This window comes from Brucella sp. TWI432 (assembly GCF_039674445.1).
Taxonomy (GTDB): domain Bacteria; phylum Pseudomonadota; class Alphaproteobacteria; order Rhizobiales; family Rhizobiaceae; genus Brucella; species Brucella chromiisoli.
This window is the reverse complement of the sequence record NZ_JBDJNL010000006.1, coordinates 139,035-159,005: the sequence shown is the minus strand read 5'-3', so window position 1 is coordinate 159,005 and position 19,971 is coordinate 139,035. Positions and strand designations below refer to the sequence as shown.

The window sequence follows — 19,971 nt, the reverse complement described above, 5'->3', positions numbered from 1 at the left end:
ATTTTTTGTCTGAGACGTCTCGGGAAAAATGTGGAATACTGGCCTCTTAATAGGAGAAAAATATATATACAGGGTACTTCATAGGGGACATAACTAGTTTGTGGAGGAAGTAAGTCATTAGTCTTTTGTCTGAGACAAAAGGGGCTTGCAATCCTTAATACAGCCGTTAGGTGTAATTATCCGGGAATAAAACGAAGCCGCACGAAATAATGATGCGGCAATAATACCGGGTAGAGTTAAATGGGTGGCTTCTCGATGGAATATTTCTTCCAGCAAGTGATCAACGGGCTTGCGCTCGGATCGATTTATGGCCTGATCGCCATCGGTTACACGATGGTCTACGGCATTATCGGCATGATCAACTTTGCTCACGGCGATGTGTTTATGCTCGGCGCTTTCATGGCGCTGATTGTTTTTCTGATCATCACAACGTTCATAGGTGCGCTGCCAATAGCGCTCATGTTGCTTTTGATGATGGTCGTTGCAATGGTTCTGACAGGGCTCTGGAGCTGGACGATTGAGCGGGCGGCTTACCGGCCTCTGCGTGGGTCGTTTCGACTGGCGCCGCTGATCACAGCGATCGGTATGTCAATTGCATTGTCCAACTTTGTTCAGGTGACACAAGGGCCGCGCAACAAGCCGGTGCCGCAGTTGCTGAACGGCTCATACAGCCTCTTTGGAACCGATGTGACGGTCTCGCTCAAGCAGATCGTGGTTATCGTGGTGACCGCGGTGTTGTTGACGATTTTCTGGTATATCGTCAATCGGACCTCTCTGGGGCGTGCGCAGCGTGCGTGTGAGCAGGACCGCAAGATGGCGGCGTTGCTTGGCATCAATGTTGACCGGGTGATCTCACTGACCTTTGTGATGGGTGCCATGCTGGCGGCTGTTGCGGGTACGCTTTATCTCTCCTTCTACGGCGTTATTTCCTTTGCTGACGGGTTTATCCCCGGCGTCAAGGCTTTCACCGCGGCGGTTCTGGGCGGGATTGGGTCGTTGCCGGGTGCGGTGGTTGGCGGTCTGCTGATCGGTCTCATTGAAGCGCTTTGGTCCGCATATTTCTCGATCGATTACAAGGATGTTGCCGCGTTTTCGATCCTTGCCATCGTGCTCATCTTCATGCCGTCCGGCATTCTTGGCCGACCTGAAGTCGAAAAGGTGTAATCATGGCCGTACAAACAGGTTCACGCCCGGATTCCCTTTTTGTCCGGGCCATTCGTGAAGGGTTCATTGCCGGTATTCTGGCGTTTGGGCTTTTCGTTCTCATTGTCGGTTTCAAAACCGACCAGAACATCAGCAATGAGCTGGTACTGGCGGAGCGCTGGGGCGCACTTGCAACGCTTGTTGCAATCGCGGCTGTGGGACGTTTTGCCTTTATCGCATTCCTGCAGCCCTGGCTTCAGGCACGCAAGTTTGAAAAGGCCAGCCGCGCTTCGGTTGCAGCGGAAGCGGAAGCGCCATCTTTCTTCCGCAGGCACTTTTCGCATTTTGGTGTTGCATTCCTCTTTGCCTATCCGATCCTGATCGTTGCTCTTGTGGGCTGGCAGGGGTCGCTGAAATGGGTCGATAATTTCGGTGTGCAGATCCTCATTTATGTGATGCTTGCGTGGGGGCTTAACATCGTTGTTGGTCTCGCAGGTCTGCTTGATCTCGGCTATGTCGCTTTCTACGCAGTTGGCGCTTACTCATACGCCATTTTGTCTGCCTATTTTGGTTGGTCGTTCTGGGTTCTTCTGCCAATCGCGGGACTGTTGGCTGCGACCTGGGGTGTTATCCTGGGCTTCCCGGTTTTGCGCCTGCGCGGCGATTATCTGGCCATTGTGACGCTGGCATTTGGTGAAATCATCCGACTTGTGCTGATAAACTGGACGGACCTTACCAAAGGGACCTTCGGTATTTCGGGCATTGCCAAGGCGACGTTCTTCGGTCTGCAGTTCAATGCGGGCAAGGACGGCTTTGCCGCCTATTATGGCCTGACCTTCTCGGCAGCTCATTACAAATTCTTCCTTTACTATATCATTCTCATTTTGGCGCTCATCACGGCACTGGTGACGATCCGTCTGCGCCGCATGCCGGTTGGTCGTGCATGGGAAGCGCTGCGTGAGGATGAAATCGCCTGCCGCTCGCTCGGCATCAACACCACCACGACCAAGCTTACCGCCTTTGCGACAGGGGCTATGTTTGGTGGTTTTGCCGGTTCGTTCTTTGCGGCGCGTCAGGGTTTTGTAAGTCCTGAATCCTTTGTGTTCCTCGAATCGGCCGTTATTCTGGCTATCGTGGTTCTGGGGGGCATGGGATCGCTTGTCGGGATTGCCATTGCGGCGATTGCGATGATTGGTGGTACAGAAATCCTGCGCGAAATGGGCTTCCTGAAAGCCATTTTCGGTCCAAACTTCACCCCTGAACTCTATCGTATGCTGATCTTCGGTCTTGCCATGGTGGTTGTCATGGTCTGGAAGCCGCGCGGATTTGTTGGAAGCCGCGAACCAAGTGCATTCCTGAACGAGAAGAAGATGGTGTCGGGTGCCTTTACCAAGGAAGGGCACGGCTGATGGCGGAGACAAAAATTATGGCTGGCAATGGTTCGAAAGATACCATTCTTACAGTTGAGCATCTGTCGATGCGCTTTGGTGGTCTCGTCGCGATCAATGATCTGAGCTTTAATGTAAAGCGCGGCGACATCACGGCGATCATCGGCCCCAATGGTGCTGGCAAGACCACGGTCTTTAACTGCATTACCGGGTTTTACAAGCCGACCGGCGGTATGCTCACAATGAACCGGAATACCGGCGAGAAATTCCTTCTGGAGCGCTTGCCTGATTTCAAGATCACGCAGGATGCGCGTGTCGCGCGTACCTTCCAGAATATTCGTCTGTTTTCGGGCTTGACGGTTCTCGAAAACCTGCTTGTTGCACAGCACAACACGCTGATGCGCTCGTCGGGCTATACGATCCTTGGTCTGCTTGGTTTTCCGACCTACAGGAAGGCTGCGAAGGAAGCGATTGAGAAAGCGCGCTACTGGCTTGAGAAGATCAGCCTCATTGATCGTGCGGATGATCCGGCTGGTGATCTGCCTTATGGCGATCAGCGCCGTCTGGAAATTGCGCGTGCCATGTGCACCGAGCCGGAAATTCTTTGCCTTGATGAGCCTGCGGCTGGTCTTAATCCGCGTGAATCGGCAGAGCTGAACAAGCTGCTGCTTGATATTCGCAAGGAAACGGGCACGTCGATCTTGCTGATTGAGCATGACATGTCGGTGGTGATGGAAATTTCCGACCATGTTATTGTGCTTGAATATGGCACCAAGATCTCTGACGGTTCGCCGGAACACGTCAAGAATGATCCGCGCGTTATTGCCGCCTATCTCGGTGTGGACGATGATGAAATTGCTGATCTGATCGAAGTGGCCGACAAGCCGGGCACTGGCGATCCGGCTGATTTCATTGCAACGCAACTTGCCGAAGAGGCAATTGAGGAAGAAAAGATCGAGGAGGCCGTGCGTTTTGCAGGCGGACTGGCTGCTGCTCGCGATGGTCGGCCCGATAATCTCACGTTCATCAAGGGTATTGGTGAAGTCAATGAGAAGAAACTGAACGAGCACGGTATCTATCATTTTGATCAGATTGCCGCGTGGACTGAAAGTCACATCGTTGAAGTTGAAACCTATCTCGAATTTGATGGGCGCATTGCGCGTGAGGACTGGGTTGGACAGGCGGCCCAGCTTGCCGCAGGCAAAGCAACCGAGTTTTCAAAGCGTGTTGAAGCTGGCGATGTTCCCACAAGTCACAAGAGCGCACCCGTAAAAGCTGCCAAAGCGCCTCAAGCTCCGGCGAAGCCTAAGAAGGGAAGCGAATAATGACGGCTGAAACCATGCAGACCAAACAACCGCTTCTCGCTGTTGAGAAGGTTGAGACCTATTACGGCAATATCTGTGCTCTCAAGGGTATTGATCTGACGGTCAATGAGGGGGAGATCGTTGCACTCATCGGTGCGAATGGTGCTGGCAAGTCCACGCTGATGATGACGATTTTCGGCTCCCCACGGGCGCGGACGGGCCGTATTCTCTTTGGGGGCAAGGACATCACGTCTTTGCCGCCGCATGAGATTGCAAAGCTGCGTATTGCACAGTCGCCGGAAGGTCGTCGCATTTTCCCGCGTATGACGGTTCTTGAAAACCTGCAGATGGGGGCAAGTCTCGATAATCAGCAATATTTCGAAGAAGATGTTGCGCTGATGTTTGATTTGTTCCCGCGTCTCAAGGAACGCATCACGCAGCGTGGCGGCACCCTTTCAGGCGGCGAGCAGCAGATGCTGGCAATTGCGCGTGCGCTGATGGCGCGTCCGAAACTTCTGCTTCTCGATGAGCCTTCCCTTGGCCTTGCACCATTGATCGTCAAGCAGATTTTTGAAGCGATCAAGGAACTCAACCGCACGCAGGGGCTGACGGTCTTTCTCGTCGAGCAGAATGCTTTTGGTGCGCTGAAACTTGCTGATCGCGGTTATGTGATGGTCAATGGATCAATCACCATGAGCGGCGCTGGTCGCGAACTCTTGGCTGACCCGGAAGTGCGTGCAGCCTATCTTGAAGGCGGAAGGCATTAAGGAGGAAAACATGCAGGGAATTCTCTACGAAGAACCGTCGTTCTGGCTGTTTTTTCTCATCACGTGCCTTTTGGGCGGTTGGGCTGCCTGGATGACGGGACGGGCCTGTGCGCAGACGTGGCGGACTTATCCGCATCTTCTGCTCTATCTTATCCCATTGGCGGCAGCGGTTCGCTTCATTCACTATGCCTTGTTTGAGGGCACGCTGCTTTCGCTGCATTATTATCTGGTTGACCTGATCGTGCTGATGATCATTGGGACGATCGGATTCCGGTTTACCCGAACCAAGCAGATGGTGCGCCAATATAACTGGCTCTACGAAAAAGCTTCGCCTTTGAGCTGGAAGGCAAAATAATTCGAAGCTTCGCTGCAAATCTATGTCTTCCAAACGTGGGAACCGATTTTGGGAGACGTGTTTAAAACAAGGCGCTTGCAGCGGAGCTTCCCTAAAAGATCACGTTGAACGGATAGAATTCAGCGTAGATATTGCTGGGTGATCAGCAAGACAATAATGCGATGTAAAAACATCGTTTAGGGGTAACTATAATCGGGAGTTCAAGTAATGAAGAAATCGCTTTTTTCAGGCGTTGCTCTTGCAGCGGTGATGGCTTTTAGTGGCTCGGCTTGGGCAGATGTGCTGTTGGGCATTGGCGCACCGCTGACCGGTCCGAATGCTGTTTATGGCGCGCAGATTCAAAAAGGTGCCGAGGCTGCAATCAAAGAAATCAATGATGCCGGTGGCCTCAATGGCGAAAAGATCACGATCACGCTTGGCGACGATGTGTCGGATCCCAAGCAGGGTATTTCGGTTGCCAACAAGTTTGCTGCTGACGGTGTGAAATATGTCATCGGTCACTTCAACTCGGGCGTTTCGATCCCGGCTTCTGATGTTTATGCTGAAAACGGCATTCTCGAAATTTCGCCAGCTGCAACCAACCCGGTCTATACGGAGCGCGGTCTGTGGAACACGTTCCGTACATGCGGTCGTGATGATCAGCAGGGCATTGTTGCCGGGCAGTATATCTTCGACAACTTCAAGGATGGCAAGATTGCTATCATTCACGACAAGACCCCTTATGGTCAGGGCCTTGCCGATGAAACCAAGAAGAAGCTGAACGAACTGGGCGTCAAAGAAACCGTCTATGAAGGCGTGAATGTGGGTGAGAAAGATTTCTCAGCGCTGATCGCCAAGCTTAAGCAGCAGGGTGTCACCGTTCTTTATTGGGGTGGTCTGCATGCCGAAGCCGGTCTCATCATCCGTCAGCTTGCCGATCAGGGGCTGAAGGTCCAGTTCATTTCGGGCGATGGTATCGTCTCCAACGAGCTCGCTTCGATTGCAGGCGATGCCGTCGCAGGCACGCTGAACACGTTCGGCCCAGATCCGCGCAATGCCCCGGCAAATGCTGAACTCGTTAAGAAGTTCCGCGATGCAGGCTTTGAGCCAGAAGCCTATACCCTCTACTCCTATGCGGCGGTGCAGTCGCTTGCGGGGGCAGCAAAGGCTGCCGGCAGCAATGACCCACAGGAAGTTGCCAAGGCTCTGAAGGAAAAAGGCCCGTTCCCAACAGTGCTTGGTGATCTGTCTTATGACGAGAAGGGTGATCCGAAGCTTCCAGGTTACGTTATGTATAAGTGGGAAAAGGGTGCTGACGGGAAATATACTTACGTTCAGCAGTAAATTTTTACAGTAATATTGCGCAAAGCCAAAGAATGCCCGGCCATGTGTCGGGCATTTTTATTTTATGGAATCTGTAACTGCATTAAGTCATGCGAAAAAAACATCATATTTAGATAATATAATGGGTAGACAAGACTGTCTTAAGTCATTTTACCTAACCTGACGATATTGTTTGGCGTAAAACACGGTGGGCAGTTCGAGCCATGGAGGAGGGGCGATGGGTGTCGCCCCGCTTGAATAATCTCTTCTGGTGGAGTTGGCGTTTCCGCAATTTTGTTCGGAGAACGTTTGAAATGGGAGTAGTTGAAATGAAGAAGTCGTTATTCTGCGGCGTATGCCTTTCTGCACTGATGGCAATGGGGGGCGCATCTTTTGCCGATGTGCTGCTGGGGGTCGGAGCACCGTTAACCGGTGGTCAGGCAGCCTATGGCGATCAGATCAAGCGCGGCGTTGAAGCTGCTGTTGCGGAAGCCAATGCCAAGGGTGGCATGAATGGCGAGCAGATCACGATTGTTTACGGCGATGATGCAGCCGATCCGCGTCAAGGGATTTCGGTCGCCAATAAATTCGTTGGTGACGGTGTGCAGTTTGTGATCGGCCATTTCAATTCCGGCGTCAGCATTCCGACATCGGACATTTATGCCGAAAATGGCGTGCTGATGATCGCGCCAGGAACGACGAACCCAACCTTCACCGAGCGCTACTTGTGGAACACATTCCGCACCTGCCGCCGGGATGATCAGCAGGGCATCGTTGCTGGCAAATACATTGCTGACAATTACAAAGACGGCAAAGTCGCCATTCTGCACGACAAGACGCCTTATGGTCAGGGTCTGGCTGATGAAACCAAGAAGTCGCTCAATGCCAATGGCAAGGAAGAAACGCTTTATGAAGGCGTCAATCAGGGCGACAAGGATTTCTCGGCCCTGATTTCCAAGATGAAAGCTGCTGGAATCACTGCCGTCTATTGGGGTGGTATGCACCCGGAAGCGGCACTCATCATCCGCCAGATGGCTGATCAGGACTTGAAGGCTCAGTTTATTTCGGGTGACGGCATCGTCTCCAACGAATTGGCGTCCATTGCAGGCGATGCGGTTGCGGGTGTTCTGAACACTTTTGGCCCAGATCCGCGTGATGATGCAGCCAATGCCGATCTCATCAAGGCGTTCCGTGACAAGGGCTTTGAGCCTGAGGCTTACACCTTCTACGCTTACGCAGGTGTTCAGTCGCTGGTTGATGCTGCCAATGCCGCTGGAAACAATGATCCGCAGGAAGTGGCTGCCGCATTGAAGGGTAAAGGTCCTTTCAAGACGGTGCTTGGTGATTTGTCTTATGATGACAAGGGTGATCCGAACTTGTCGCCTTATGTCATGTTCGAATGGCGCAAGGGTGATGATGGCAAGTATAATTACTTCCAGAAGTAAGTCTGCCTCATATATTAGCATAAATTGACTGAAATTTCATCACAATGCCCGGCTTTTAGCCGGGCATTTTGTTTTTCTATTCATGTTGCACAGTTTGTTTGCGCTTGCTTACATTGCAGGCTAATCAAAGCCATATCGATCATTGCAGTGTGGGAGTTCTGCCTTGTCCATCCGTAAAATTCTGGTTGCCAACCGTTCAGAAATCGCTATCCGCGTGTTCCGTGCAGCCAATGAGCTTGGCATTCAAACGGTGGCCATATGGGCAGAGGAAGACAAACTCTCGCTGCATCGTTTTAAAGCAGACGAAAGTTATCAGGTCGGTCGCGGACCGCATCTGGCGCGTGATCTTGGACCGATTGAAAGCTATCTTTCGATTGATGAAGTCATTCGTGTGGCCAAGCTTTCGGGTGCCGATGCCATCCATCCGGGCTATGGTCTTTTGTCGGAAAGCCCCGAATTTGCCGATGCTTGTGCGCAGAATGGCATCATCTTCATTGGCCCGAAGCCGGAGACCATGCGCCGTCTTGGCAACAAGGTTGCTGCGCGTAATCTCGCAATCGAGATTGGTGTGCCGGTTGTGCCTGCAACCGATCCGCTGCCGGACGATATTGAAGAAGTCAAGAAGCTTGCAGCCAAGATCGGCTATCCGCTGATGCTCAAAGCGTCATGGGGTGGCGGCGGTCGCGGTATGCGGGCAATCCGTGCTGAGGAAGACCTTGATCGCGAAGTGACGGAAGCCAAGCGCGAAGCCAAGGCTGCATTCGGCAAGGATGAAGTCTATCTCGAAAAACTTGTTGAGCGTGCGCGCCACGTCGAAGTGCAGATTCTGGGTGATACGCATGGCAATGCGGTCCATCTTTATGAGCGCGATTGCTCGATCCAGCGCCGCAATCAGAAAGTGGTTGAGCGGGCACCTGCACCCTACCTCAATGACGCGCAGCGTCAGGAACTGGCGGGTTATGGTCTCAAAATCGCCCATGCCACCGATTATATCGGTGCAGGCACGGTCGAATTCCTGATGGATGCCGATACCGGCGCGTTTTACTTCATCGAAGTGAACCCGCGTATTCAGGTTGAGCACACGGTCACGGAAGAAGTGACGGGTATCGACATCGTCAAGGCACAGATTCATATTCTGGAAGGTTACGCGATCGGAACGCCTCAATCCGGCGTTCCCGAACAGAAGGATATTCGCCTCAACGGTCATGCGCTTCAGTGCCGCATTACCACCGAAGATCCCGAGCACAACTTCGTTCCCGATTATGGACGCATTCAGGCCTATCGCTCGGCATCGGGTTTCGGCATTCGATTGGATGGCGGTACGGCCTATTCGGGCGCGGTGATCACGCGTTATTATGATCCGCTACTGGTTAAGGTGACGGCATCAGGCGCAACCCCGATTGAAGCGATCCGCCGTATGGACCGTGCTTTGCGCGAATTCCGTATTCGTGGTGTTGCAACGAACCTCACCTTCGTTGAAGCGATCATCAATCATCCGAAATTCCAATCGAATGATTATACGACGCGCTTTATTGATACGACGCCGGAACTCTTTACCCATATGAAGCGTCAGGATCGTGCGACCAAGCTTCTGACCTATGTGGCGGATGTGACCGTTAACGGGCATCCGGAAACCAAGGGCCGTGCGGAGCCTCAGCGTGATGCTGCAAAGCCTATAGTGCCATGGTTTGGTGATCGTCCGGTCGCGGATGGCACCAAGCAGTTGCTCGACAAGCTTGGGCCTCAGAAGTTTGCTGAATGGATGCGCAATGAAAAGCGTGTTCTGATGACGGACACGACCATGCGTGATGGCCATCAGTCACTGCTGGCAACGCGCGTGCGTACCTATGATATTGCGCGTGTGGCCAATGCCTATGCGCAGGCGCTACCGAACCTGTTCTCGCTTGAATGCTGGGGCGGTGCGACTTTTGATGTGTCGATGCGCTTCCTCACGGAAGATCCGTGGGAACGTCTGGCAATGGTGCGCGAAGGCGCGCCGAACATTCTGCTGCAAATGTTGCTGCGCGGTGCAAATGGTGTTGGCTACAAGTCCTACCCGGACAATGTGGTGAAGTATTTCGTGCGTGAAGCAGCGCGTGGCGGTATGGATCTGTTCCGCGTGTTCGACAGCCTCAACTGGGTTGAGAACATGCGCGTATCGATGGATGCGGTGCTGGAAGAAAACAAGCTCTGCGAAGCGGCCATCTGCTATACGGGCGATATTCTCAATCCGGAACGCGCCAAATACGACCTTAAATATTATGTCGATCTCGCCAAACAGGTTGAAAAGGCTGGCGCACATATCATTGCTCTCAAGGATATGGCGGGTCTGTTGAAGCCTGCGGCAGCACGCGTGTTGTTCAAGGCGCTGCGTGAGGAAACCGATCTGCCGATCCATTTCCACACACATGATACGTCGGGTATTTCGGCAGCAACGGTACTTGCAGCGGTCGATGCCGGTGTCGATGCGGTGGATGCGGCCATGGATGCCTTCTCCGGCAATACATCGCAGCCATGTCTTGGCTCGATTGTCGAAGCGCTGCATGGTTCGGAACGCGATCCGGGCCTTGATACGGAAACGATCCGCCGCATTTCGTTTTATTGGGAAGCCGTGCGCAATCAGTACGCGGCCTTTGAAAGCGACCTTAAGGGTCCGGCTTCGGAAGTCTATCTTCACGAAATGCCGGGCGGCCAGTTCACCAACCTCAAAGAACAGGCGCGTTCGCTGGGTTTAGAGACCCGCTGGCATGAAGTGGCACAGGCCTATGCCGATGTAAACCGGATGTTTGGTGATATTGTCAAAGTGACGCCATCCTCCAAGGTCGTAGGCGACATGGCGCTGATGATGGTCTCTCAGGACCTGACTGTCGCTGATGTCGAAAACCCGGATAAGGATATTGCCTTCCCGGATTCCGTCGTTTCGATGATGCGTGGCGATCTTGGTCAGCCGCCATCGGGCTGGCCAGAATCACTTCAGAAGAAAGTTCTGAAAGACGAAAAGCCGTTCACTGTGCGTCCGGGTTCTCTGCTTCCAGCCGCTGACCTTGATGCCGAACGCAAGTCGATTGAGGAAACGATTGGTCGCGAGATCACGGATCAGGAATTTGCTTCCTACCTGATGTATCCAAAGGTCTTCACCGACTATGCGGCGGCGCAGGAAAACTATGGTCCGACAAGTGTTCTGCCAACGCCGGTTTATTTCTACGGCTTGAAGCCGGAAGAAGAAGTCTTCGTTGATCTCGAACGGGGTAAGACCCTTGTAATCGTCAATCAGGCCATGTCTGAGACCGACGAGAAGGGCATGGTCACTGTGTTTTTCGAGCTTAACGGCCAACCGCGCCGCGTCAAGGTGCCAAACCGTGCCAAGGGTGCATCGGGTGGTGTGAAGCGCAAGGCGGAACTCGGCAATGACAAGCATGTTGGCGCGCCGATGCCCGGTGTAGTGTCAACGGTTGCGGTCTCTCAGGGCCAGAACGTGAAGGCAGGTGATGTGCTGCTTTCCATTGAAGCCATGAAGATGGAAACGGCTTTGCGCGCTGAGCGCGACGGTTCGATTGCCGAAGTGCTTGTACGCCCCGGCGAGCAGATCGATGCGAAGGATTTGCTGATCGTCTTCGCAGAATAATTCTGCTTCATTTCCGTAAATGTTGAGATGCCGCGCTCTGTAAGGGGTGCGGCATTTTCTTTTGCTTGCGCGGTCATAAAAATCTGTTATGCACGTTTTTACCGATTTATGCATGTTTGTGCGGGGTGATAGGAACAAGCGATGACAGAGCTATTACTCGACGAAAGACAGGCGCAAATTCGCGCACTGCTTGATCAGTCCGGGCGCGTATTGGCGAGTGAGCTTGCGGAGTCTTTTGGGGTTTCGGAAGACACGATCCGCCGTGACCTTCGCGAAATGGCGGCAGCGGGTCTTTGCAAGCGTGTTTATGGTGGTGCGCTGAAGGCGGCGCCGTCTTATGCACCGCTTGCGGAGCGCGATACAGAAAGACCGGAAGCCAAGACGGCCCTTGCTGCCACGCTGGCCGCTCTGATCGAGCCGAACATGACGGTGTTTCTGGATTCCTCGTCAACCAATTTGGCACTTGCGCGTCTGCTCGCTGATCGGGGTGATGTGATTACGGTTGTCACCAACACGCCGTCCATTGCTGCCATCGTCCTCAAGTCAGACAAGATCGACGTGGTGATGATTGGCGGTCCGATTGATCGCCGTGTGAGTGCGGCGGTCGGTGTGCGCGCTTTGCGTGATGCGGAACTGGTGCGGCCTGATCTTTGTGTGCTTGGTGCCTGCGGTATAGCGGCAGAGATCGGTATCACAGCGCTGCATCTGGAAGATGCGGAATTCAAGCGGGTTATTGCCGGACGTAGCCGCAAGGTGGTGCTGGCAATCACCAGTGACAAGCTTGGCACTGTTGCTGCGCACGATGTCATATCCATTGAGGCGGTCAATGTTATGGCTGTCGAACAAGATGCAAATGAAGACGTGCTTGCGCCTTATCGGGCTGCGGGCATGACGGTTATACACGCTGTAGAAGGGCGTGACTGAGGACATCATGGAACAGGCTGCCGGACGAAACGATGCGTTGAATGAGCGTGCGCCAATCGTGACCAGAGAGCGCATCGCAGTGGCGCTGCTCTTTCTGATGAATGGGTATATTTTTGGTGGCTGGGCACCGAAAATTCCCGAATTTGCGGCTCGTCTTGGGCTTGATACCAGTGGCATGGGCCTGATGATCCTTGTCTTTGGCATTGGCTCTCTTTCGATGATGCCGGTGGCTGGCGCATTGTCGGCGCATCGCGGATCGGGCGCTGTGGTGAAGCTGTTTGCGATTGGCGTCATTCCAACACTGCTGATCATCGCGCTTGTGCCCAATGTCGTGACCGCTGTGATTGCCATGCTTTACTTTGGCGGCACAATCGGCGCGATGGATGTTGTGATGAATGCCAATGCGGTCGCGGTTGAGAAGAAAATGCGCCGCGCCATCATGTCGTCCTGCCATGCTTTCTGGAGCCTTGGCGGTTTGATCGGTGCTGCAACCGGCGGCTTTCTTATCGCCCATGTCGGTTCAACGGTCCATGCGCTGATTGCAACCCTTGTGGCGGCGGGATTGCTTGTCTTCGCATGGCCTTCGATTGTTGCGGATAAATTTCATCACCCAAGCGGCGAAAAGCAAAAGCTGGTGCTGCCACGCAATGCGCTGCCATGGCTGGTCGGCATTATCGCTTTGTTCTCGATGATCCCGGAAGGTGCAATTCTGGATTGGGGGGCATATTATCTGCGTGATGAACTGGGGGCGTCAGTCACGGTCGCCGGTTTTGGTTTTGCGGCTTTCTCCATGACCATGGCGATCATGCGTTTTGCAGGCGATATTGTCCGTGACCGTTTCGGTGCGATCAATACGCTGCGTTTCTGCACGTCGATTGCGATTGTCGGCATGGTCATTGTCGGCCTGTCGAGCCACCCTTATGCGGTGATCTTTGGTTTTGCCATTTGCGGTATCGGCATTTCCAACATGGTACCGATTGCCTTCTCCATTGGCGGTAACATACCGGGTGTTAATCCAAGTGTGGGCCTGTCGATTGCCACGACCCTTGGCTATTCCGGTATGCTGGTTGCACCTTCGCTGATCGGCTTTGTCGCCAAGCATAGCGGTTTCAGCGTGGTGTTCCTGTCGCTGCCTGTGCTGTTGCTGGTGGTTCTCGCCTTCTCAGGGCTGGCAAAATATGCGGACAGTTCGCACTGATTTCATTCAGCGGTCCAGCCGCCTTCGACTGGCAGGGCGGCGCCGTTAATCTGTGCTGCGGCGTCCGTTGTAAGGAAGGCCGCAAGCGCGCCGATCTGAGCGGTGGTGACGAACTCCTTCGTCGGCTGTTTATCGAGCATCACTTCGCGGATGACCGTTTCCCGATCCATATTATGGGCTTTCATCTGATCGGGTATCTGCGCTTCGACAAGCGGGGTCAGCACATAGCCGGGGCAGATGGAATTGGCAGTGATCTTGGCAGTCGCAAGTTCAAGTGCCAGCGTTTTTGTGAAGCCGACAATGCCGTGTTTGGCTGCGACATAGGCTGATTTGAATGGCGATGCGACAAGTCCATGCGCCGAAGCGATATTGATGATGCGGCCCCAGCCGAACTTTTTCATATGGGGAATTGCTGCTGCTGATGTGTGGAATGCCGAGGTCAGGTTGATCGCAATGATGCGGTCCCATTGCTCTGTCGGGAACTCTTCGACGGGGGCCACATGCTGGATGCCGGCATTGTTGACGAGGATGTCGGCACTCCCGAAGGCCTCCACGCTCTTTTCAATCAGTGTCCGGCAATCACCCGCCTTTGACATATCGGCGCTCATATAGATCACGTTTACGCCATGTTCTTTGGCGATTGTTGCAGCCAGATCGTGGTCTTCCTGGCGATCTGTGAAGGAATTGATCACAACATTGTGCCCGGCACCTGCCAATGCGTGAGTAATGCCAAGCCCGATGCCGGAATTGGAGCCGGTGATGATAGCGGTTTTGCGGGCATTTTTATTTGGCATGTGTCGTTTCCTCCTGACGCGCGGTGCTATAATTATAAAGGGACAAGGCGTCTGCAAGTGATTATATAACAACAAAGCAAGGTGGTCAGGCGTTGACAATTGCGCCGTGCTACGCCACCTGAAAGCAGGCCCGTACTAAAAAGCAGTCCTTGCAATGGCTGCAGGATAAAAGAACAGAGCACAATGTCTTCCGAGACCGTCAGCTATTTTTCGCATCCATTTCCCCGTCGCCAGTCCGTTGGTGTCAGCGTTGGCGGTGTTATCGTTGGCGGCAGCGAACCTGTTGTCGTGCAGTCGATGACCAATACCGATACGGCGGATATTGATGGCACTGTTGCGCAGGTTGCAGCTTTGCATCGCGCAGGGTCGGAGATTGTGCGCATAACGGTTGATCGTGACGAATCGGCTGCTGCTGTTCCAAAAATTCGTGAGCGCCTTGAACGCCTTGGCATGAATGTGCCGCTGGTCGGTGACTTCCATTATATCGGCCACAAGCTGCTTGCCGATCATCCGGCCTGTGCGGAAGCACTCGCAAAATATCGCATTAATCCGGGCAATGTCGGTTTCAAGGACAAGAAAGACAAGCAGTTCGCCGATATCGTCGAAATGGCGATCCGTTATGACAAGCCAGTGCGTATCGGTGTGAACTGGGGTTCACTCGATCAGGAATTGCTGACCACGCTGATGGACCGCAATCAGGCGGAAGGTGCACCATTGAGCGCGCAGGAAGTTATGCGCGAAGCCATTGTTCAGTCGGCGCTGATTTCGGCAAATCTTGCAGAAGAGATCGGTTTGAGCCGCGACAAGATCATTCTGTCGGCAAAGGTCAGTCAGGTGCAGGATCTGATCGCCGTTTACACGATGCTTGCGCAGCGCTCCGATCATGCACTGCATCTGGGCCTCACTGAAGCTGGCATGGGCACCAAGGGGGTTGTCGCTTCTTCGGCTGCCATGGGTATTCTGCTTCAACAGGGTATTGGCGATACGATCCGCATTTCGCTGACGCCAGAGCCGGGCGGTGACCGCACGCGTGAAGTGCAGGTGGCACAGGAACTCTTGCAGACGATGGGCTTTCGTCAGTTCATTCCGATTGTTGCGGCATGTCCAGGTTGCGGTCGCACGACCTCAACCGTGTTTCAGGAACTGGCACAGAATATTCAGGACGATATTCGTCGTTCGATGCCCGTCTGGCGCGAGAAATATCCGGGTGTGGAAGCACTCTCGGTTGCAGTCATGGGCTGCATCGTCAATGGCCCGGGCGAATCGAAACATGCCGACATTGGCATTTCGCTTCCCGGCACGGGCGAAACGCCGTCCGCACCGGTCTTTGTCGATGGCAAGAAGGTTACGACGTTGCGCGGACCTGAGATTGCTGCTGATTTCCAGAAGATGGTTGCCGACTATATTGAAAACCGCTTCGGGCTGGCCAATAGAAAAGCGAGCTGATCAGCTCTGCCGTTCTGCGATGAAGCGTGCGGCCTGTTTGAGAATGAGGGCATCGTCACCAAATGGTTCAAGCAGGCTTTCCGCCTGAGCAACCAGACCGGAGAGTTGCTTGCGTGTCCAGTCGATGCCATGGAGCGCAACAAGTGTGGCTTTGCCTGCCGCCGCATCTTTGCCGGTTGCCTTGCCCATGGAGGCTGCGTCTGCGGTCACGTCGAGAAGATCGTCTGCAAGCTGGAAGGCGAGGCCGATGGCTGAGCCAAATTCGGCCATGCGTTCACGGTCCTCGCGCGATGCACCTGCAATAATCGCACCGGCTTCACAGGCAAAACGAATGAGCGCGCCGGTTTTCATGGCCTGTAATGTGATAATGCCTGCCTCATCCGGCTTGTTATTTTCTGCCATCAGATCAAGCGCCTGACCACCCGCCATGCCGCCAATGCCTGACGCGCGCGCTAACGCTGCGACCAGTTCGATGCGTATCCCGGCCGGCAGGTTGGTTTCGTCGGAAGCGACGATATCAAAAGCATAGGTCAGCAGGCTGTCACCTGCGAGAATCGCTGCGGCCTCATCAAAAGCCTTGTGCACGGTCGGCTGGCCGCGCCGCATATCGTCATTGTCCATTGCCGGAAGATCGTCGTGGACGAGCGAATAACAATGAATGCACTCTAGCGCGGATGCCACGCGCAGAACCGCATCGCCATGCTGGCCGAACAGGGATGCACTTTCGATAACCAGGAAGGGGCGCAGGCGTTTGCCGCCATTCAGCACGCCATGGCGCATGGCGGCCAACAATCGTTCAGGGCGAGCCACTTCGCCACTGCGCAAACGAAGATCCAGAAGCCCGACCAGCATTGTCTCGACTTCGAGCGCGCGCAGGTTCAGGGATTGAGCAAAATCGACAGACACGTTTTCCATGCCTAAAGGGGATGGACGAAAGCGCTGATTTGGTCAACTGGGCACAGTGATCAGCACAGGCTTTTTCATCAAGCGGTCATCAAAGGGAGGATTAAGAGCCGCAAAACGATTAATCCGACCTTCGAAATGCTGCGATCGATTATGGAATCAGGTTCATTATTGTTAAGGAATAGTTTATGTCGCTTAAATCGGAATGAACGGGCGGTGGAAGTGGCAAAAATCATTCTCAAGAGCAAAGATGGTCGCAATTACTTGGCTGATCCTGTTTGGGGTGGCAGAATTGCCCTTATGCTCAAGATTTTGATTGCGCTTGCGATCCTGCCGCTTTTTCTGATCCTCGTCTATTCGGTTCCTTTCGTGCGGCCTGTTTCCACCTTGATGGTGAAGGATTACATTCTGTTTGAGGACGTGGATCGGCAATGGGTCAGTATCGAAGATGTGGCACCCGTTTTGATAAATTCCGTGATGATGGCCGAAGACGGGCAATTTTGCAGCCATGGTGGCGTGGACTGGCACCAGCTCAGTCTCGTTCTGGATGACGCCACTGATGGCGGGCCAAGCCGTGGCGCATCGACCATCACCATGCAGACTGTGAAGAATTTGTTCCTGTGGAATGGTCGATCTTATATTCGCAAAGGACTAGAGTTTCCCTTGGCGCTGGTCGCAGATAGCGTGCTGTCAAAACGGCGGATTATGGAGATTTATCTCAATATTGCCGAGTGGGGTCCAGGCATCTATGGAATTGAGGCCGCCGCACAGCACTATTTCAAGCGCCCGGCATCACGTTTGACGGCGCAACAATCTGCTTTGCTGGCTGTAACGCTGCCCAATCCTGCTTTGCGCAATCCAGCGAAACCCACGCGCAACATGCAGCGTATTGCACGCATTATTGCCGGGCGCGCATCCAGAGCAGGGCCTTACGTCACTTGCGTACAATAAGTGCGCCGCTTGGAAAAAAGATAAGACTCTGGCTGGTCAAATGCCACAAGAGCGTGTATAGGCACGTGACTTTCCGGAATTTTGTCCGATGTGACAGGCTCCTCGGGGCTGTGCCGGACGTTTATTGATCGATCAGTGGAGCTGAATCCATGGCAGTACCTAAACGCAAAACGTCTCCGTCGAAGCGCGGCATGCGCCGCTCGGCAGACGCACTCAAGGCCCCGACTTACGTCGAGGACAAGAACTCGGGCGAACTTCGTCGTCCACATCATATCGATCTGAAGAGCGGTATGTATCGTGGCCGTCAGGTCCTCGAAGCTAAGGAATAGTCTTTAAGCTGCATTGCAGCTGAAGATGGATTTTAAAAACGCCGTTTCCGGTTGCCGGAAGCGGCGTTTTCTTTTGGGGATTTTCGGACAATTGAGCCGAAGATCACTTACTTTGCTTGAGAGCCGATGAAGGATGGGATCTCAAGCAAGGAACTTAGCCTGCATCCGCCGCAAAACCTGCGCCCGTGATGCCTGCCACGGCAGCAGCTTCATCATTGTCAGATGTGTCGCCTGAAATGCCGACAGCGCCAACAATTTCATTCTGCGCATCTTTGATAAGAACGCCGCCGGGAACGGCTATGATTTTCCCGCCTGACACGCCTGACAGCCCCTCAAGGAAATGTGGGCGGTCTTTCGCCTGATTGTGGAGCCAGCGTGACCCCGCCCCCACCGACAGGGCACCAAAGGCTTTGCCCGAAGCGATTTCGAAGCGGAGAATCGAAGTGCCATCCTGACGCTGAAAGGCCTTGAGATGTCCGCCTGCATCAAGAACGGAGACGACGATGGGCTTTAAATGCAATTCGGCTGCCTTGGCAAAGGCGGCGGCAATGATTGCGTTGGCCTTATCGAGAGTCAGCTGGGACATAGATATCTCCTTTATTTTTTGTGGGTCTAATTTAACGACTGTCGAATGGCGTGTAAGAAAAACTTTCATGTGTTCTGGAGAAACTGCTGATCGTTTTGAGCAAAGATGTGAAACGAACAGAAAGGGTGGAGCTTGCAAAAGAAGCCGTTTTGGTTTTTCTCTGTGGTCAATTTTTAAAGGAGGAAAGAATGACCGCATCGCATAGCCAAAAAGTCGTTATTATTGCCAGTGCCGCCCGTACTGCGGTGGGGGCCTTCAATGGAGCCTTTGCTAACGTGGCCGCACACGAACTGGGTGCGAGCGCGATCAAGGCGGCGCTTGAGCGCGCAGGCGTGGTGGCTGCGGATGTGGATGAGGTCATTCTTGGACAGGTGTTAACGGCAGGCGAGGGGCAGAACCCCGCACGACAGGCGGCGATGGCAGCCGGATGCCCGAAAGAGACAACTGCCTTCTCGATCAACCAGCTTTGTGGTTCGGGTCTGCGTTCGGTTGCGCTTGGTATGCAGCAAATTCTGGCGGGCGATGCGAAGATTATCGTTGCTGGCGGGCAGGAATCCATGTCCATGGCACCCCATTGCGCGCATTTGCGTTCTGGCGTGAAAATGGGCGATTTCAAAATGGTGGACACCATGATGAAAGATGGCCTGACGGATGCCTTCCATGGCTATCCCATGGGAATCACCGCTGAAAACATCGCGAAGCAGTGGCAGCTTAGCCGCGACGATCAGGACCAGTTCGCGCTTTCATCCCAGCATAAGGCCGAAGCTGCGCAGACGGCCGGCCGTTTCGATGATGAGATCGTGCCCTTTGCCGTGAAGAGCCGCAAAGGCGAGACCATTGTGTCGGCGGATGAATATATCCGTCGCGGTACAACGATTGAGGCGCTGAGCAAGCTCAAGCCTGCCTTTGACAAGGAAGGCACTGTCACGGCTGGCAATGCATCGGGCATCAATGACGGCGCGGCGGCACTTGTTCTAATGGATGCGGATGAAGCCGAAAAACGGGGTGTCGAGCCGCTTGCGCGCATCGTTTCCTGGGCAACAGCCGGGGTCGATCCGTCGATCATGGGAACCGGCCCTATACCAGCAACCCGCAAAGCGCTTGAAAAGGCAGGCTGGACGGTTGCCGATCTGGAACTGGTTGAAGCCAATGAAGCGTTTGCTGCGCAATCCTGCGCTGTGGTGCGTGATCTGGGGCTGAACCCGGAGATCGTCAACGTCAATGGCGGGGCGATTGCTATCGGTCATCCCATCGGGGCATCGGGTGCACGAGTGCTGACAACGCTGCTTTACGAGATGAAGCGCCGCGATGCGAAACGTGGTCTTGCAACGCTGTGTATTGGTGGCGGTATGGGCGTCGCCATGTGTGTTGAGCGGCCATAAAAGGCGCAAAAATTAACGTTTACACGCGTTCGGCTTAAGATAGAGCGGCAAAACGGTGCCGCTCTATGGGTATTTTTGCCCGAATCCCCCTATATATGGTGAGAACAAATAGGGAAAGTTTGTGAATCA

At 53.8% G+C, this 19,971-nt stretch carries 17 protein-coding genes; 14 read left to right on the top strand and 3 right to left on the bottom strand.

Annotation, left to right across the window (positions count from 1 at the left end):
• The first annotated feature begins 255 nt into the window (after nt 1–255).
• The 10 genes from ABE527_RS11520 to ABE527_RS11475 all read left to right on the top strand — a co-directional run bounded on the left by ABE527_RS11520 (nt 256) and on the right by ABE527_RS11475 (nt 13,451).
• Nucleotides 256–1,164, top strand: a complete 909-nt coding sequence (locus tag ABE527_RS11520; protein ID WP_265984961.1) for a branched-chain amino acid ABC transporter permease — start codon at nt 256–258, stop codon at nt 1,162–1,164.
• A 2-nt stretch (nt 1,165–1,166) separates the two neighbouring features.
• On the top strand, nt 1,167–2,552 hold the full coding sequence (livM, locus tag ABE527_RS11515) for a high-affinity branched-chain amino acid ABC transporter permease LivM (RefSeq protein WP_499696992.1): 1,386 nt from the start codon (nt 1,167–1,169) through the stop codon (nt 2,550–2,552).
• Between the two features lie 17 nt (nt 2,553–2,569).
• Nucleotides 2,570–3,856: an ATP-binding cassette domain-containing protein gene (locus ABE527_RS11510; RefSeq protein ID WP_499694588.1), complete on the top strand. Its 1,287-nt coding sequence runs from the start codon at nt 2,570–2,572 to the stop codon at nt 3,854–3,856.
• On the top strand, nt 3,856–4,602 hold the full coding sequence (locus ABE527_RS11505; RefSeq protein WP_265984866.1) for an ABC transporter ATP-binding protein: 747 nt from the start codon (nt 3,856–3,858) through the stop codon (nt 4,600–4,602). The genes ABE527_RS11510 and ABE527_RS11505 overlap by 1 nt, the downstream gene beginning before the upstream one ends.
• 10 nt (nt 4,603–4,612) lie before the next feature.
• A complete protein-coding gene (locus ABE527_RS11500) occupies nt 4,613–4,957 on the top strand; it encodes a DUF6867 family protein (RefSeq protein ID WP_499696991.1) in 345 nt (114 codons plus the stop codon).
• Between the two features lie 207 nt (nt 4,958–5,164).
• On the top strand, nt 5,165–6,280 hold the full coding sequence (locus ABE527_RS11495) for a branched-chain amino acid ABC transporter substrate-binding protein (RefSeq protein ID WP_265984864.1): 1,116 nt from the start codon (nt 5,165–5,167) through the stop codon (nt 6,278–6,280).
• Between the two features lie 308 nt (nt 6,281–6,588).
• Complete coding sequence (locus ABE527_RS11490; RefSeq protein ID WP_499696990.1) at nt 6,589–7,704, top strand: branched-chain amino acid ABC transporter substrate-binding protein; 1,116 nt, start codon at nt 6,589–6,591, stop codon at nt 7,702–7,704.
• 163 nt (nt 7,705–7,867) lie between these two features.
• Nucleotides 7,868–11,329: a pyruvate carboxylase gene (gene pyc / locus ABE527_RS11485; RefSeq protein WP_499696989.1), complete on the top strand. Its 3,462-nt coding sequence runs from the start codon at nt 7,868–7,870 to the stop codon at nt 11,327–11,329.
• Nucleotides 11,330–11,470: 141 nt separating this feature from the next.
• Nucleotides 11,471–12,253 carry a DeoR/GlpR family DNA-binding transcription regulator gene (locus ABE527_RS11480; RefSeq protein ID WP_499696988.1) on the top strand — a complete coding sequence of 261 codons (783 nt, stop codon included), beginning with the start codon at nt 11,471–11,473 and terminating at the stop codon, nt 12,251–12,253.
• 7 nt (nt 12,254–12,260) lie between these two features.
• Nucleotides 12,261–13,451, top strand: coding sequence for an MFS transporter (locus ABE527_RS11475; RefSeq protein WP_265984860.1), 1,191 nt, complete (start codon nt 12,261–12,263; stop codon nt 13,449–13,451).
• A gap of 2 nt (nt 13,452–13,453) precedes the next feature.
• On the opposite strand, the gene ABE527_RS11470 is transcribed toward ABE527_RS11475, so the two are convergent.
• Complete coding sequence (locus tag ABE527_RS11470) at nt 13,454–14,245, bottom strand: 3-hydroxybutyrate dehydrogenase (RefSeq protein WP_265984859.1); 792 nt, start codon at nt 14,243–14,245, stop codon at nt 13,454–13,456.
• 183 nt (nt 14,246–14,428) lie between these two features.
• Here ABE527_RS11470 and ispG point away from each other — a divergent pair, with 183 nt between their 5' ends.
• A complete protein-coding gene (gene ispG, locus ABE527_RS11465) occupies nt 14,429–15,691 on the top strand; it encodes a flavodoxin-dependent (E)-4-hydroxy-3-methylbut-2-enyl-diphosphate synthase (RefSeq protein ID WP_499694551.1) in 1,263 nt (420 codons plus the stop codon).
• Here ispG and ABE527_RS11460 read toward each other — a convergent pair whose 3' ends face one another.
• A complete protein-coding gene (locus tag ABE527_RS11460; protein ID WP_499696987.1) occupies nt 15,692–16,606 on the bottom strand; it encodes a polyprenyl synthetase family protein in 915 nt (304 codons plus the stop codon).
• 210 nt (nt 16,607–16,816) lie between these two features.
• Between ABE527_RS11460 and mtgA the strand changes: the two genes are divergently transcribed.
• Nucleotides 16,817–17,545, top strand: coding sequence for a monofunctional biosynthetic peptidoglycan transglycosylase (gene mtgA, locus ABE527_RS11455; protein ID WP_499694549.1), 729 nt, complete (start codon nt 16,817–16,819; stop codon nt 17,543–17,545).
• A 149-nt stretch (nt 17,546–17,694) separates the two neighbouring features.
• Complete coding sequence (gene rpmF / locus ABE527_RS11450; protein WP_006467787.1) at nt 17,695–17,874, top strand: 50S ribosomal protein L32; 180 nt, start codon at nt 17,695–17,697, stop codon at nt 17,872–17,874.
• A gap of 154 nt (nt 17,875–18,028) precedes the next feature.
• Here rpmF and ABE527_RS11445 read toward each other — a convergent pair whose 3' ends face one another.
• Complete coding sequence (locus tag ABE527_RS11445) at nt 18,029–18,460, bottom strand: GlcG/HbpS family heme-binding protein (RefSeq protein ID WP_265984855.1); 432 nt, start codon at nt 18,458–18,460, stop codon at nt 18,029–18,031.
• A gap of 188 nt (nt 18,461–18,648) precedes the next feature.
• Between ABE527_RS11445 and ABE527_RS11440 the strand changes: the two genes are divergently transcribed.
• Nucleotides 18,649–19,842, top strand: a complete 1,194-nt coding sequence (locus ABE527_RS11440; RefSeq protein ID WP_499696986.1) for an acetyl-CoA C-acetyltransferase — start codon at nt 18,649–18,651, stop codon at nt 19,840–19,842.
• The last annotated feature ends 129 nt before the right edge of the window (nt 19,843–19,971 follow it).